Annotated in this window: 9 protein-coding genes; 4 read left to right on the forward strand and 5 right to left on the reverse strand. The window is 65.7% G+C overall.

What is annotated here, in order from left to right; genetic code table 11:
• Positions 1 to 34: 34 nt before the first annotated feature.
• The gene (locus tag LWC34_RS50245; RefSeq protein WP_233733228.1) at positions 35 to 916 is read right to left on the reverse strand and encodes an oxidoreductase; all 882 of its coding nucleotides are present in this window, start codon (positions 914 to 916) and stop codon (positions 35 to 37) included.
• Positions 917 to 996: 80 nt separating this feature from the next.
• Here LWC34_RS50245 and LWC34_RS50250 point away from each other — a divergent pair, with 80 nt between their 5' ends.
• Positions 997 to 1,656 carry a TetR/AcrR family transcriptional regulator gene (locus tag LWC34_RS50250; RefSeq protein ID WP_233733229.1) on the forward strand — a complete coding sequence of 220 codons (660 nt, stop codon included), beginning with the start codon at positions 997 to 999 and terminating at the stop codon, positions 1,654 to 1,656.
• A gap of 102 nt (positions 1,657 to 1,758) precedes the next feature.
• Here the strand turns inward: LWC34_RS50250 and LWC34_RS50255 are convergent, their stop codons facing one another.
• Both LWC34_RS50255 and mptB read right to left on the reverse strand, forming a co-directional pair.
• Positions 1,759 to 2,145: a hypothetical protein gene (locus LWC34_RS50255; protein WP_233733230.1), complete on the reverse strand. Its 387-nt coding sequence runs from the start codon at positions 2,143 to 2,145 to the stop codon at positions 1,759 to 1,761.
• A gap of 86 nt (positions 2,146 to 2,231) precedes the next feature.
• Entirely contained in the window at positions 2,232 to 3,716 is a 1,485-nt protein-coding gene (mptB, locus tag LWC34_RS50260; protein WP_233733232.1) for a polyprenol phosphomannose-dependent alpha 1,6 mannosyltransferase MptB, read from the reverse strand.
• Between the two features lie 186 nt (positions 3,717 to 3,902).
• Here mptB and LWC34_RS50265 point away from each other — a divergent pair, with 186 nt between their 5' ends.
• From LWC34_RS50265 to LWC34_RS50275, 3 genes are all read left to right on the forward strand, one after another.
• Entirely contained in the window at positions 3,903 to 6,947 is a 3,045-nt protein-coding gene (locus LWC34_RS50265; RefSeq protein WP_233733233.1) for an ATP-binding protein, read from the forward strand.
• A gap of 35 nt (positions 6,948 to 6,982) precedes the next feature.
• A complete protein-coding gene (locus LWC34_RS50270; protein WP_233733234.1) occupies positions 6,983 to 8,200 on the forward strand; it encodes a cytochrome P450 in 1,218 nt (405 codons plus the stop codon).
• A 71-nt stretch (positions 8,201 to 8,271) separates the two neighbouring features.
• Positions 8,272 to 9,162 carry an ADP-ribosylglycohydrolase family protein gene (locus LWC34_RS50275; RefSeq protein WP_233733235.1) on the forward strand — a complete coding sequence of 297 codons (891 nt, stop codon included), beginning with the start codon at positions 8,272 to 8,274 and terminating at the stop codon, positions 9,160 to 9,162.
• Positions 9,163 to 9,233: 71 nt separating this feature from the next.
• Here LWC34_RS50275 and LWC34_RS50280 read toward each other — a convergent pair whose 3' ends face one another.
• Together LWC34_RS50280 and LWC34_RS50285 are read right to left on the reverse strand one after the other, a co-directional pair.
• Positions 9,234 to 13,151, reverse strand: coding sequence for an nSTAND1 domain-containing NTPase (locus LWC34_RS50280; protein ID WP_233733236.1), 3,918 nt, complete (start codon positions 13,149 to 13,151; stop codon positions 9,234 to 9,236).
• A 298-nt stretch (positions 13,152 to 13,449) separates the two neighbouring features.
• Positions 13,450 to 14,529, reverse strand: a complete 1,080-nt coding sequence (locus tag LWC34_RS50285) for a carboxylate-amine ligase (protein ID WP_233733237.1) — start codon at positions 14,527 to 14,529, stop codon at positions 13,450 to 13,452.
• Between the last annotated feature and the right edge of the window lie 62 nt (positions 14,530 to 14,591).

Raw genomic sequence — 14,591 nt, forward strand, 5'->3', positions numbered from 1 at the left:
ATCTACTGGGCAGCAAGGTTTTGCCGTTGTTGCGTCAGTGGCTGTAGCTCTCGTTCAACGTACTGGCCTTCTTCCACTCGGTCGTTGACGCGTCGTCGAAGTTGACTGAACGGGTGAGCTCGTCCCATTTCGCGTCCTCCGCTGAGCGTTTGCGGGCGGCTCCGGCGGCGATGTCGGCAGCGTCGCTGCCGATCAACAGGCGCATGGGTGGGTCGTCGACCTCGGTGATTTTTACGATCGCCGTGGCCGCGCGGTCCGGGTCGATGGGCGCGCTGTCCACGACATCGCGCAGGTGCTCGGCGATCTGACCGACCGTGCCCTGGTACTCGCTGGGCAAATCGGCGATCTGCATGGACGATCCGGCCCAGTCGGTGCGCATGAAGCCCGGTTCGACGATCGTGACCTTCACGCCGAAGGGCGCGGTTTCCGCGGCGAGCACCTCGGAGAACCCTTCAACCGCCCACTTCGCGGACTGGTAGGCCCCGACGCCGGGAGCGCCGACGCGCCCGCCGATCGACGAAATCTGCACGATATGCCCGGAACGCTGGGCCCGCATGATCGGCACAACCGCGCGGGTCACCTCGACGGTGCCGAAGAAGTTGGTCTCGAACTGCTTGCGGAAGTCCCTGGGATCGATGGTCTCGATGGGTGCGATGTTGGCGTAACCCGCGTTGTTGACCACGACATCGATGCGGCCACACAGGTCCAGTGTGGACTTGACGGCGGCCTCGATCGCGGCTGGATCCGTCACGTCGACGGCCAGTGCGTGCAGCGTGGCCGGGTACTTCTCGACGAGGTCGGCCAGTTGGGACGGTGTCCGCGCGGTGGCGACGACGTCATGGCCTGCGGCGAGTGCGGCCTCGGTGATGCTGCGGCCGAGGCCACGTGATGCTCCAGTGATGAACCAGGTGGACATCTGTTGCTCCTTTCACTGCTTCCGAGATTAACGAAACCCAGTTGCGTAATCAACGCAACTGGGTTGTGTAAAGTGTGATCGTGCAGACATCCGGCTTCCAGCGAGCGCGAAGCGCAGAGCACAAGCAGCAACGCCGCGACGAAATGCTCGACGCGGCACGAAAGCTAGCCACGGACAGAGGAGTGCGCGCGGTCACAATGACCGACATCGCCACCGAGGTCGGTGTGCACAAATCGGCGGTCTTGCGCTACTTCGAGACCCGCGAGGCGGTGTTCTTGGAACTGGCGACCGAAGGCTGGCGAGAGTGGATTGCCGCATGCGTGCCCGCAGTGCACGCCTCGGGCGCAGATCCGGCGAAAGTGGCCCGGGCGATCGCCGACACGCTGGTAGAGCGCCCATTGTTCTGCGACCTGCTGGCGCACGCCCCGATGAACCTGGAACGCGGCGTGTCCGTGGAGGCGGTACGCGAGTTCAAGCTGGCGACCTTTGGGCACATCGACCGATTTGTTGAAGCCGTGACGACGGTCCTGCCGTCGTTGACGGATGCTGACGCGCATGAGCTGGTGTCGGCGGTGAACGCGTTCGCCTCGACGTTGTGGCAGATCACGCATCCGACGGATGCGGTGGCCGAGCTGTACCGGACAGACCCGCAGATCGGCCATGCTGTCGGTGAGTTCGGCCCGAACCTGCGCCAGCAGACCGAGACTTTCATCCTTGGGCTGCTGGCGCGACGCGGCTAGTGGCAGCGGACCTGGTGAGACGAGCCATTGGTGCCCTGCCGAGCAGGGTGCTGACCGGGCGTGATGAGGCCGATGGCATGTGGGGTTGGTTGCCGGGCGTGATCAGGCTGGTGGCATCGTGGGGCTGTCGGGATCGATCGGTTTGTCGTCGCTGATCCCCGTCCCACCGGTCGTGTCACCGTAAGGGCGCTCCGATTTTCCCTTCGTACCTAAGGTTCTGCGGCCTTCTTCGCCCTCCGCGCCGTACTCCTCGCCTCGGGTTGTTGCGCTTTCCCCTACGCCCAAAGGGCTTCGGGCCTCGGTGTCGGTTGGTGGGACACCGGTCCGCTCTTCCTCGGACTTCTCACGGCTGGACTCGCTGCGTTCGTCGTCGGATGGTCCGTCGAACGCTTTCACGTTGGCTTCGGTGGCTCGTTCGCTTCCACCCTCGCCGACGTCGGGGGACCAGCCGTGTTGTGGGTCTTCGTGCCGGGACGGTTTGTCGTTCATCGTCGATTCCTGGGGTTACTGGACCCTGTCGTTCTGCGGATACCAAGGCCCACTGGAATCGAAACGGCAGTACGGAATTAGCGGGATCAGCGAATACGCGTTACAGGCTCACGGGATGTAAGGACCCGCCGTAGCTTCATCCCGACAAACACAGCCACAGCGATGGCTACGGCGGTCATGGGCCAGTTGTTCTGGACGGTGTCGCCATCGGGGTACGTGTAGAGGATCAGGAAGATCGAGACCCCGCCGATCACAGCGATCCGCCTTGCCGGAAGCGCGAATGCCGCGGCGAGCACGAGAGGCCAGCTGAAGTACCACGCGAACGTCACCGAAGACAGCAACACCGTTGCCAGCAAAGCGAGTGCGGCATTGCGGATCGCGATCGGCCCGCCATGCCGCGCCTTCCACCACAGCCACACGATCACGCCCACCAGCGCGACCCAGCCACACAACCGCGCGACGTTCACGACATCAGCCGGATTCACGTCGGCGAAAATGCCGATCACCGAGGTCGCGAGCTTGCCGGCCAGCGTCGGCAACGACAGCCACAGGTCCACGATGGCATTGCCGTCCAACGCCCCGATCCAGCCGAGATCCACGCCCGCCAACAACGTGAATCCGCCGAACACGGCCACGACGATCGCCGCCCCGACACCAGCCGTGATGGCGAACGAACCGACACGGGACGAGTCCTTGCGGTGCGCCATCCACACCCAGACCAGGAACGGCAGCACGACCGCCGCGGTCGCCTTCACCGCGAACGCGGCACCGACGAGGGCGAATCCGAACAGGTGCTGCCGGTTGAGGATGAACAGCGTGCCCGAACAGAGCAGGCCGATCATCAGCAAGTCGTTGTGCGCGCCCGCCACAAGGTGGATCAAAATCAGCGGGTTGACCGCGACCAGCCACAGCGCCATCTCGGGCCTACCCCCGAGGTGACGGCACAGCCCAGGCAATGCGGCGCACACCAGCACCAGGCCGCTGACCATCAGCAGCCGGATCAGGATGACGCCGAGCATGATGTTGGTGCCCGTCAGCGCGACGACGCTCTTGAGCAGGATGATGAACAGCGGGCCGTAGGGCGACGGCGTGTGCTGCCACACCTCGGCGACGTTCTCCGACATCGGCCCGAGCAGCCGCGACGGGCCGTCGGTGTACGGGTCGAATCCGGCGTTGGCCAGGGCACCTTGTGCCAGGTAGATGTACGGATCCTTGGTGAACAACGGCGGCGCGATCACCAGCGGCGCGACCCACGCGGCCACCGCGCGCCACATCCCGCGTACGTCGACCACGTTCGCCTTGATGGCGCGGGCGAGCTTGATCCAGGCCCAGACCAGTAGCGCGACACCGACGTAGACGCTGGTCGACGCGAGCATCTTGCCGTGCCCGTAGCGCCAGATGCCCAGCACGGTGTTGGACAGCAGCGGGTCGAACCGCAGTGTCGCGCCCGCGCCCGCTCCGCCGATCACGATCAGGATCGACCCGATCAGACCGAGCCGGATCGCCCGGCCGCGCACCGAGTCATCGGCGGGCTCGGCGGGTGCTTGCGGAATCGCTGTTGGTGTCGCCATCAGCGGCGGAATATACCTGGGGCTTCGTCGGGCCTGGCGGGTGACAGGCGGTTGTAGGCCCGCGATCATCGCAGGTCGGCACCGTGCGGACGGATGAAGCGTCCAAACGGGAGGAAGCGCGATGAGCGGCTATACGGATGTCCCGCGAGTGCAAGGCGTTCACGGTGGCTGCGGCATGATCGATGTATGCGGATAGCGCTGCTCGGCCCGGTTCAGGCGTACGCCGCCGATGGCACGCCGATCGAAGTCTCGGCGGCCCGGCTGCGCACGCTACTGGCCAGGTTGGCGCTGGCCGTGGGTGAAACCGTGTCGTCCGAGGCGCTCATCGACGACCTCTGGGGACACAACCCGCCCACCGACGCGCTCAACGCCCTGCACGCCCTGATCTACCGTCTCCGCAAGGCTTTGCGCGACCCAGGGGCGCTGGAGTCGGCCGGGGTGGGCTACCGCCTGGCCGTGGCCCCGGAAAACGTCGACATTCGTCAGTTCGAGCACCTGGCCACCCGAGGTAGGCGAGAACTGAGCACGGGCGCGCCCCAGCAAGCCGCAACCCTGCTCGGCGAAGCCCTCAACCTCTGGCGCGGGACCGCGCTAGCCGACGTACGCGAAGCCCCGTTCGCGGATGCCGCCGCGGTCCGGCTGGAGGAACTGCGGGCGGTCGTCCTGGAAGACCGGTTCGAAGCCGAACTGCGCCTCGGTCACCACGCCGAAATCCTGGCCGACCTGACCGCGGCCTCCGCGGACCACCCGCTCAGGGAAAGGCTCGCCGCCCTGCGGATGCGAGCCCTGTCCGCGGCAGGACGTCAGTCTGACGCGCTGGCGGCGTACGAGGAGGTCCGCAGCAGGCTCGCCGACGAGCTCGGGGTCGATCCATCGGCAGATGTGCGGGAAGCGCACCTGGCCGTACTCCGTGGCAGCGTCGAGCGCCCCGAGCTGACTCCAGGCCGTCTGCCTGCGCGGCTGACCAGCTTCACCGGCCGAGACGACGAGCTGAAACTCGTCGCCGAGTTGCTGGATTCGTCACGGCTGGTGACCGTGGTCGGCCCCGGCGGCGTCGGAAAGACAAGCCTGGCCATCAAAACAGCGACCCAGCACCGGACGTATCGGCAGGGCAGGCTGTGGCTCGTCTCGCTGGTGGGTTCGAAGAGCGTGGCCGAAGCGGTCCTCGGCGCCCTCAACTCGCCCAACGCACGCCCGCCGGGCACTGGTCCGGCTGAACCACTAAACCGGGTGGTCGAGCTGCTTGGCGTGAGCGAAGCCGTGCTCATCTTGGACAACTGCGAGCACATCGTGGACGCGGTCGCGCAGTTCGCCCGTGAGGTCCTCGAACGACAGCCCGAGCTGACCATTTTGGCCACCAGCAGGGAACCCTTGGAAGTCATGGGCGAGGCGCTGTGCCGTCTCGGTCCGCTCGACGAATCCCCTGCGGTGCAGCTGTTCGTCGACCGCGCAATGGCCGCACGACCCGGATTCCGGCTCGATGAGTCCACTATGGACCATGTGGTTGACGTCGTCAGGCGGCTTGACGGGTTGCCGCTTGCCCTGGAACTGGCCGCCGCGAGGCTGCGGTCGATGAGTGTCCAGCAGATCGCGCAGCGCCTCGACGACCGGTTCCGGCTCCTGAAATCCGGTAACCGGGCGGCGGATCCACGTCAGCGCACTCTGCACGCGGTGATCGACTGGAGCTGGGACCTGCTGACCGGGCAAGAACAGCTGCTGGCGCGCCGGATGTCCGTATTCCCGACAAGTTCCAGTGCCGACGCGATCGAGGCGGTGTGCGGCGGCGAGGACATCACGGCACTGGTCGACAAGTCCATTGTGGAGGAAACGGCCACCGGCTACCGGATGCTGGAGTCCATTCGCGCGTACATGGCAGAAAAACTCGTGCCAGAACGGGATGAAGTCCTGCGCAGGTTCGCGCGGTACTTCGCCGATCTGGCTGAGCGACACGAGCCATTGCTGCGGTCAGCTAAGCAAGACGAGTCGTTGAAGCTGTTCGAAACCGAGTACGACAACCTGATTTTCGCCCTGCAGACGGCCGTCGACGCCCGCGACGCGATCACGGCGTCCCGGCTGCTGACCCCGTTGTGCTGGTACTGGAGCATGCCGCGATACGACGCGCGCGCCGAAACATTCGTCGCGCAACTGCTCGAGTTCGGCGACGCGCTGCCGGAGGTCGACCAGGTCGCATTCAGGGCGTTCCAGCTGGTCACGGGCACAGGGCCAGCGCCGGACGACGCTGAGTTGGTGCGTGAGTTGATCGAGGACTGCGCGCGAACCGGCGCCCTGCGGCGGTATCCGATGTCGATGGTGGCGACGCTCGGAACCGGCTACATGCTCGGCCTGGACGACCTGGTCGAGCAGGAGATCCGTAAAATCCGTGCAGGCACAGACCCTTGGGCCCGCGCGTGCACGTATCTGGTCGAAGCCTTCGCCCGCTACTTCAAGGGCGACTGGCAAGGCGTCGCGACATCGACTCAGCAAGCCCTGCAAGGGTTCGAGGAGACGGGCGACCGCCTGTTCATCGCGACAGTACTGGCCGGTGTGGCGCACATCAGCACCACCAACGGCGATCACGAAGCCGCGATCCGGGCCTACGAGCGAGCGGTCGCACTGGCCACCCCGAACCAGTGGGAATACCTGGTCGGCCTTGCCAACGAGCGAATGCGTGCGGGCGACCTGCCAGGCGCCCGCCGAGAACTCGACAGAGCGGGTTACGAGAGCGGCCAGCGGCTGATCGACGCTGTGGTCGCGCAGGCCAAAGCCGACTTGTTGCGCCGATGCGGGGATATCGACGGATCCGACCGTGAACTCGACCGGTCGTTAACCTATGCGCGCGATACGCCGATGCCCGAAGAAGCCGCGCACAACATGATCACGCCAGCGAGGATGGCGAATCGCCTCGCCGCAGGCGACATTCCAGGCGCGCGAGCCCTGCTGCCCTCGCTCATCAGCGTGACATCAGGCAACCTCGACCTCCCCATGGCCGCCCAAAGCCTCGCCAGGCTTCGATATTTGGAAGGCGATTTGACTGGCGCGGCCACGGCACTCGGCATGAGCGAGGCCATTCGCGGCGTCTTCGACAAAGGCGACCCAGAACTGCGCGATCTCGTCGCTGACCTGGTCAACCACCTCGGTCAGGACGCGTACGACCAGGCATACGGCCAGGGCGCGCAGATGCCGAGGCAGGACGCGATGGACACCCTGATGAAGCCTGTCAGTGGCTTGTAAGAACGCTGTCATCGCAGGTCGGCACGGTCGATGGCATGACCGAACCATTCACCGAGGTGAAACTGCTCGCCCAGCGGTCGGATGAGCACCCCTTCAAGCTGATGCCCGAACTCATCCGGATACGGGAGGAACGGCCGCTGACCCCGATGATCTTCCCCGACGGACACGAAGGCTGGCTGGCCACCGGGTACGACGAGGTCCGAGCCGTGCTCAGGCATCCGAGGTTCAGCAACCGGTACGAGCTGCAGCACGTGCCGATACCTGGCTTCACCGAAACGCCACCGCCCGCGCAGCCTGGCGACATGCTTGGATTGGACGCGCCCGAACACACCCGCTACCGCAAACTGCTGACTGGCAAGTTCACGCCACGCCGGATGCGGCTGCTGACCGAGCAGGTCGAGGCGTACACCGCGGAGCGGCTTGACGCGATGGAACGGGAAGGTCCGACGGTCGACCTGATGGAGGTGTACGCCCGTCCCATTCCCGCCCTGATGATCTGCGAGCTGCTTGGCGTGCCCTACGACGACCGCGAGCACTTCCAGCGGCTCATCGACGCGATGGTGTTCCGCGAGGGCATGTCGATGGCGGACCTCAGCGCCACCTGGGCCGAGACGCAGCAGTACATCCGTGCGCTGCTCGCTGCCAAGCGCAAGAGCCCGACCGATGACGTGTTCAGCGAGCTGACCAGCAGCGACCTCGACGACGACGAGCTGTCCGGGCTGGGAGCGTTCCTGCTTGGCGCTGGCATGCACACCACGAGTGCCGTGATCGGGATGGGCACGTTCGCCTTGCTGATCCACCCCGACCAGTTCGCGGCCCTGCGCGACGAGCCGGAACTGACCGCGGGCGCGATCGAGGAACTGTTGCGCTACACCGGGATCGGCCCTGGCGCGGTGCGGACCGCGCTCGAAGATGTCGAGATCGAAGGCGTACCGATCAAAGCCGGGCAGACAGTGACCATGTCGATGGACGCGGCCAACCGTGATCCTCGCCGCTTCGCGGACCGTCCGGACGAGCTGGACCTGCGGCGCAACGCGTCCGGGCACCTGACCTTCATCCACGGCGTGCACCAGTGCCTCGGTCAGCACTTGGCCCGTGTCGAACTGCGGACCGCCCTTCCCTCGCTGGTCAGGCGGTTTCCCACGCTGCGGCTGGCGATCCCGGTGCAGGAGGTGCCGATGCGGACCGATGGGAACATCTACGACGTGACGCGGCTCCCGGTGACCTGGGCCGGACCGTCACGCGGCCAGTAACCCACTACGCGTTCCCGTTCGGGCCGTCACATAATTGTCGGCGGCCCGTCTTTTCGAACTGGATGCGTAGGATGATCACTACTGTTTTGACGACTCGTCAAGACAAGGCGCGGGGGCTGCTACTCGGCCTCATGCTCGGCGACGCGCTCGGCGCCCCGTTCACCGGCCGGGCACGCGTATCCAGCGCCGACCTGGCGGCTGAGGAGGCGGCGCCGAGCAGTCTGGTGCTGACCGGCGACGCACTGCTGGCGTTGGCGTTGACCGACCATCTCGCCCGGTTGCCCGCGATCGACAGCGCCCTGCTGGCCGAGGAGCAGGCGGGCATGTGGAAGTCCAGGCCGTTGCGGTGTTATCCCGACTCGGCGATGGTGGTCTTCAGTCAGATCGCCAGTGGTGTGCGGTGGGAATCCGTCACCGTGACCGGTGCCGACGACAGTGTGGCGGAACGGATCACACCGGTCGCCCTGATTGCTGACGACCTTGAGCACGTCGTGCAGCTCGCGTTACGGGCTGCCGCCGTCACGATCCCTGACGAGGAAACCGAACAAGCCGCGACCGTGCAGGCTTCTGCCGCGTTCTTGGCGATGCACAGTGACATGGACTGTCCACTTGATCCGACCCAGCTCACCGCGGACCTCGCCGCCGCATTCCCGTCATGGCAACAAAATCTGACGATCGTGGCCGATCTCGTCGACGCCGACGCGACACCGGACGAAACCGCGGACGCGTTTGGCCACACGGTGCCAAGGGCGTTGGTCGCCTTCCTGCTCAACCCGGATGACCCCGATGAAGCGATCCGCTATGCGATCCAGTGTGGCGGGGAAACCGGGACTGTCGCGGCGATGGCAGGTGCGCTCGCCGGGGCCCGCAGCGGGACTTCGTTGATGTCGAAGACTTTGCTCGGCCGCCTCGAAGGGCGCAAGCACGCGACGCGCCTCGCGGACCAACTTATCGTACCCTAACTGCATGGGGAACGCGCGTTTGTCGTTCAGCCCTCGTGAGTGGTTATGCGTGTTCTAACCCTGCTAACCACTCACGAGGGCTGACATGGGGGTTTGTAGGTGAGTTGGGACAGGTGGTGTTCCCAGACCTCGGGCGTCAGCACGTCACGGGTGGTTGTGCAGATTCGCTGGATCGCGTGTTCCCGGTCCAGATCCCAGATCCGGATGAGGTTGTCGCCGGTTCCGGTGACCAGCACGCGCGCCGTGGGGCTGAACGCGGCTGTGTATCCGGTGTCCATCCGGCCGGACAGCATGCCGATCGGGCGTGCGTTGGCGGCGTCTGAGATGTCCCACAACCGGATCGATTTGTCCGCGCTTGTCGTGGCCAGGGTGCGGCCGTCCGGGCTGAACGCGGCCGAGATGACCGACTCGGTGTGTGCCGTCAACGGGTTGCCCAGCAGCGTCGGGTTCATCGGATCCGCGACGTTCCACAGCCGTACGGTCTTGTCCGCGCTGGTCGTGGCGATGATTTTGCCGTCGGGGCTGACGGTCGCCGAATGCACCGCGCCTGAGTGCGCGGTGACCACGTTGCCCAATGGACGAGGCGCCGCAGGGTCGTCGACATTCCACAGCTTGAGGGTTTTGTCTGCGCTGGTGGTGGCGAGGATGCGCTGGTTCGGGAGGAAGGCGAGGTCGTTGATGTAGTCCGTGTGGCCGGTGCGGAGATCCCCGAGGCGCGTGACTTGCCCCTGGGTGTCCCAGAACGTGACGGTCGAGTCGCCATTCAGGGTCGCGAGGATACGGCCGTCCGGGCTGAACGCGACTTGCCCGCCGAACCTCGTGCTGAGCGCCAGGGGAGTGCCCATTGGCTGCGGATGGGCCGGATCGGACACGTTCCACAGCCGTACTTTCTGATCACCACCGGCGGTGGCCAGGATGCGCCCGTCGGGGCTCAAGGCGAGGTTGTTGAGGTAGGTGTCGTGCCCTTCCAGCGGCGGGCCGAAGGACCTCGGATGGACAGGATCGGTCATGTCCCACAGCCGGGCCGTCTTGTCTCCGCTGGCGGTGGCGAGCAGCCGTCCGTCCTTACTGAACTCCAGCGAACTGACCCAATACGTATGTCCGGCAAGGATTGTCGACGGGATCGACCATAGGCTGACCGCGCTGCTGTCGGTTCCGGCGGCGAGAGTCCTGCCATCCGGACTGAACTCGACCGTATTGACGCCGCTGCTGCCTGCCGACAGCGGTGGCCCGAACGGTACTGGATCGCTTGGAGCAGAAAGGTTCCACAGCCGGGTCGTGTTGTCGGTGCTCGCGGAAGCCAACATGCGACTGTCCGGACTGAACGCTACTTGCCAGACAGCCGCGCTGTGCATGGTGATCGGCTGGCTTTGCGGCACGGCATGCGCTCGATCCGTCACGTTCCACAGGCGGACTGTCTTGTCCTCGCCCGCGGTTGCCAGCATGCGGCCGTTGGGGCTGAACGTGACCGAGTGCACTATGTCGGTGTTGCCAGTGAGTTGGCCGAGTGATGCGGGCTGTTCGAGGTCGGTGACGTCCCACAGCCGGACGCCCTTGTCGTTGCCCGCGGACGCGAGCGTGCGGCCGTCCGGACTGAACTCGACGGAACGCACCGGAGCCGTGTGGCCGACCAGTGGCTGACCCAGCGGCCGCGGCTTGACCGGATCGCTGATATCCCACAGCCGCACGGTTTGGTCGTCGTTCGCGGTGGCGATGGTCTTGCCGTCTTCGGTGAACGCGACCGAGTAGATCGTTCCGTTGTCGCCGGACAAGGGCTGGCCGAGTGCGGTGGGATGCGCGGGATCGCTGACGTCCCACAGGCGCACGACGTTGTCGTTGCCCGCGGTGGCCAGCAGCTTCCCGTCGGGACGGAACACCGCCGACGTGACCCAGCTGGTGTGTCCGGTCAGCGGCTGGCCCAACGCGACCGGACGAGATGGATCACGCATGTCCCACAGCCGGACCGTTTTGTCGTCGCTGGCGGTGGCCAGGATCTGGCCGTCCGGTCGCCATGACGTCTCGTAGACCGGTCCGGTGTGGCCGAGGATCGGGGTGGCCAGCGGTGTGTTCTGGGTCGAGATGAGCCTGGAGTAGACCTCTTGGTCGTCCGGCCGGATGCGGTGCGCGACCAGGTTGAGCTGGGCCGACAGCGACGGATCGGCCTCGGCGAGCCGGTCGGCCTCGGCCAGGATCCGCCTGAACTCGGCGTCATTGCGTTCGGTGATCGCGATCGCGGCGGCGACCACCGCGACGATCGCCAGCACGCAGACCAGCGTGACCGCGACGCGGCGGGTCCATGTCGCCCGCTGTCGTTGTTTCGCTGACGCGGCAAGGAAATCCTTGGCGATCCCGGTCGGTCGTTTCGCCCGCAGCAGCGCGGTCTCCAGCCGCGCGCCGCGATAGAGCAGCGACGGATCCCTGCGCTCGGTGTCCCAGGTCTCGGCGTCTTCTTCGAGACGTTGCCGTGCCAGGTTTCCGGCCCGGTCGTTGTCGATCCAGCTCCTCAGCCGCGGCCACGCCTGCAAGAGGGCCTCATGGCTGATCTCGACCGAGTCGGCGTCCAATGTGACCAGTCGGGCCCGTGCCAACGCCTCCAATGCCTCCGCCGCGGCGTTGGGATCGGCTGATCTTTCGACGATTTCGTCTCGTGTGGACCGTCGGCGAGTGTCCCTTGTGTCTCGTCCAACGTGGACAAGGCGCAGCATGACCTCCGGTGTCGCCGATTTCGCCGCGGACGTCAACTCTGCCCACGCTTGTTCGGCTGTGGCGGCGACAGCCCCGTGGATGCCGCCTGCGGCACGGTAGCCCGCGATCGTCAGTTTGCCCGCCTGCCGCCTTTGCCACGTCGCCAGCAGCGCGTGGGACAGCAGCGGCAGGGCGCCCGCGTCGTATGAGCCGCCTCTGGTCCGGGTGCTCGCGCCGAGGTCGCGCATGAGCAGGTCGACCAGGCCGGTTTCGAGCTGGACGCCCACGGCCCTGGCAGGCCGCGTGATCGCTTCGCGCAGTTCGGTCGCTGCCATCGCGCCGAGGACCATTTGCCGGTCCTGCAAGGCTTCCGCCAGTTCGGGGTAGTCAAGGCACTGACCGTAGAAGTCCGCGCGGACACCCAGCACCACCAGCGCGGGCGGGCTTCCCGCGTCGCCTGGCGTGCACGCGGCGCGCAGGGCGTGCACGAACAGCTGGCGATGCTGCTCGTCGCGGCAGAGCGTGAACGTTTCCTCGAATTGGTCGACGATCAGAACAAGCCGTTCGCCCTTTCCGGCGATGCCGTGCCGGATCAACTCGGCGAAATTCTCTGGCTCCTGCTCTTCGTTGGCTGCTGTCGTGAGCACGTCGGCCAGGCCGGGAATATGGAGGAGCAATTCCTTGACCGGGTTGGCGCCCGGTGTCATGAATATCGCGGACGCCAGCGTCGCACCGACACCGGCTTGCAGAACAGAAGACTTACCGGATCCGGAAGCGCCGACGAGCATGATGATCCCGCCGGTTTCGCACGTGTCATCGAGGCGGGCAAGCAAAGCCGCGGTGCTGCGTTCCCTGCCGAAGAACCAGTCGGAATCCTCTTGCCGGAAAGACGCGAGACCGCGATATGGGCAAACGCCGCTATCGACGTCAACGCTCGGCTCATCCGGCATTTCGCCGCTGGCCACCGGGCTGCTCTGCGCCTGTTCCCACAATGCGCGCCAGGTATCGAGGTCGTACAGGCCGTCGACCAGTGGAGCGGTACGTGCCTTTCGGGCCTCGCCGATCAAAATCTCCAGCGTCGCCGCCAATGCGGAGAACCGCGCGGGAACGTTGCGGCCACGTCGCCAGTCACTGATTCGCTGTACCGATACCCGAGTCGGGCGGCCCATTTCGTCGACTCGGCGGGCCCGCGCGACCGACTCGGCGACGCGCTTGAGCGGCGGGTCACCGGCGGCTGCGTAGAGCAGAGCGAACCGCTCCGCGAACGCCGCGCGGTGGTCCGACTCCTGGCCCGGACTGGGCATCTATCGTCCACCCCTCGGTTGGCTGTCCGTCCAGGTTCCGGACCGGAACATCCGTTCTTTCGGCTGAGCAGGCACGCTGGGTGCGGTCAGCCACTGAGGGTAGCCCAAATGATGATCGTTGCAGGGAGAATCCGGAACACGACTTCGCCGGACAAGCACGGCGGAGTGCGTGCCGGCCGACTGGCTCCGGGGCGGTGCCAGTCGACCGGGCAGGTGCTCGGGGAGTAGGGATATTCGCCCGGCCGGGACGGCGGCTTAACTAGGGGTGCCGCCGTAATGGGCGTGGCGAATATCCGTTCTAGGCTGGATCGATGGCGAGAGCGTCAACAACGTCGACGGCCTGTTTTTCACGCTCGAAAGTGCGAAGCTGCCGTTCAGCCCCGCCGCCGGCGGCAACGAGTTGCTTGACATGCTTTTCGGCGAATTCAAGGTCGCCATTTTCCCGTAGCGCGGGTTTGAGCAATTCAAGCAGGTCGTTCAACACGGCGTTCGCGGGAAGCGGAATGCCGTGCTGTGGATGCGGGCATTGACCGCTGATTCCGTCCCGCGCGGCTCGCCACAATTGTGCCCGTAGAATCTCGTTCGGCAGGTCCAATGGCGGCTTTGTGGTATTCAGGGCTGTATGGCTGAGCGCGCGAACGATAACCGCGAGCAATACGGCCTCTTCCAGTGTCGCGGCCACATCGCCGATCCGAAATTCCAAGGTAGGCTGATGTTCGGACAACCTGATGTCCCAATAGACCATTCCCCGGTCAAGGATGGCCCCGGATCGAAGGCAGCCGTTGACAATGGATTCATAATGATCGACGGATTCGAAAGCAGGGGGCGGGCCAGCGGACGGCCACTGCGTCCATTGCCGGTAACGCCAGCTGTGATACCCGGTGTCCACACCGGATTCGATGGGAGAATTGGCGGTGACCGCGAGGAGGATCGGCAGCCAGGGCCGCACCTGATTGATCACCTTGATCCCGGTAGCGGCGTCCGCGATCCCGACATGGACATGACAGCCACACGTGGTGACCTGGTGAATCATCGCCCCGAAGTGTTCGGCCATGCGCTGGTACCGCGGATTCGGTGTGATGGCAGGCGGATCCGGTTCAGCGACCAGCGCGGCACCACTGGGAACCAGCCGGAGGTTGCGGCGCGCGCCAGCCGTGGCAAGCGCGGACCGGAGATCGTGCAGCTGCGTAAGCAATTCGTCGTGCGTCCGGCAGATGCCCGTGGCGGTCTCGGCCTGAGACCGCTTCAACTCGGTCTGCAGCTCGCCATCCTGTTCCTCCGCGGCATCGACGAGCCTGGCCGCGTGTCTAGACAGGTGGCCGTGGCGATCCACGACGAAGAACTCCTCTTCGACCCCCACGGTCAACTGATCGTTCATGTGCGCTCCTCGGGTGTGTCCGGAAGAGATACCCCGGGTTAGACGCTGTTACCCACCGGGTA

Source organism: Kibdelosporangium philippinense (genome assembly GCF_021390435.2).
Classification (GTDB): domain Bacteria; phylum Actinomycetota; class Actinomycetes; order Mycobacteriales; family Pseudonocardiaceae; genus Kibdelosporangium; species Kibdelosporangium philippinense.

Coding starts and splice junctions, on each gene's coding strand:
- LWC34_RS50245 (WP_233733228.1), bottom strand. CDS start 916: ATGTCCACCTGGTTCATCACTGGAGCATCACGTGGCCTCGGCCGCAGC.
- LWC34_RS50255 (WP_233733230.1), bottom strand. CDS start 2,145: ATGAACGACAAACCGTCCCGGCACGAAGACCCACAACACGGCTGGTCC.
- mptB (WP_233733232.1), bottom strand. CDS start 3,716: ATGGCGACACCAACAGCGATTCCGCAAGCACCCGCCGAGCCCGCCGAT.
- LWC34_RS50265 (WP_233733233.1), top strand. CDS start 3,903: ATGCGGATAGCGCTGCTCGGCCCGGTTCAGGCGTACGCCGCCGATGGC.
- LWC34_RS50270 (WP_233733234.1), top strand. CDS start 6,983: ATGACCGAACCATTCACCGAGGTGAAACTGCTCGCCCAGCGGTCGGAT.
- LWC34_RS50275 (WP_233733235.1), top strand. CDS start 8,272: ATGATCACTACTGTTTTGACGACTCGTCAAGACAAGGCGCGGGGGCTG.
- LWC34_RS50280 (WP_233733236.1), bottom strand. CDS start 13,151: ATGCCCAGTCCGGGCCAGGAGTCGGACCACCGCGCGGCGTTCGCGGAG.
- LWC34_RS50285 (WP_233733237.1), bottom strand. CDS start 14,529: ATGAACGATCAGTTGACCGTGGGGGTCGAAGAGGAGTTCTTCGTCGTG.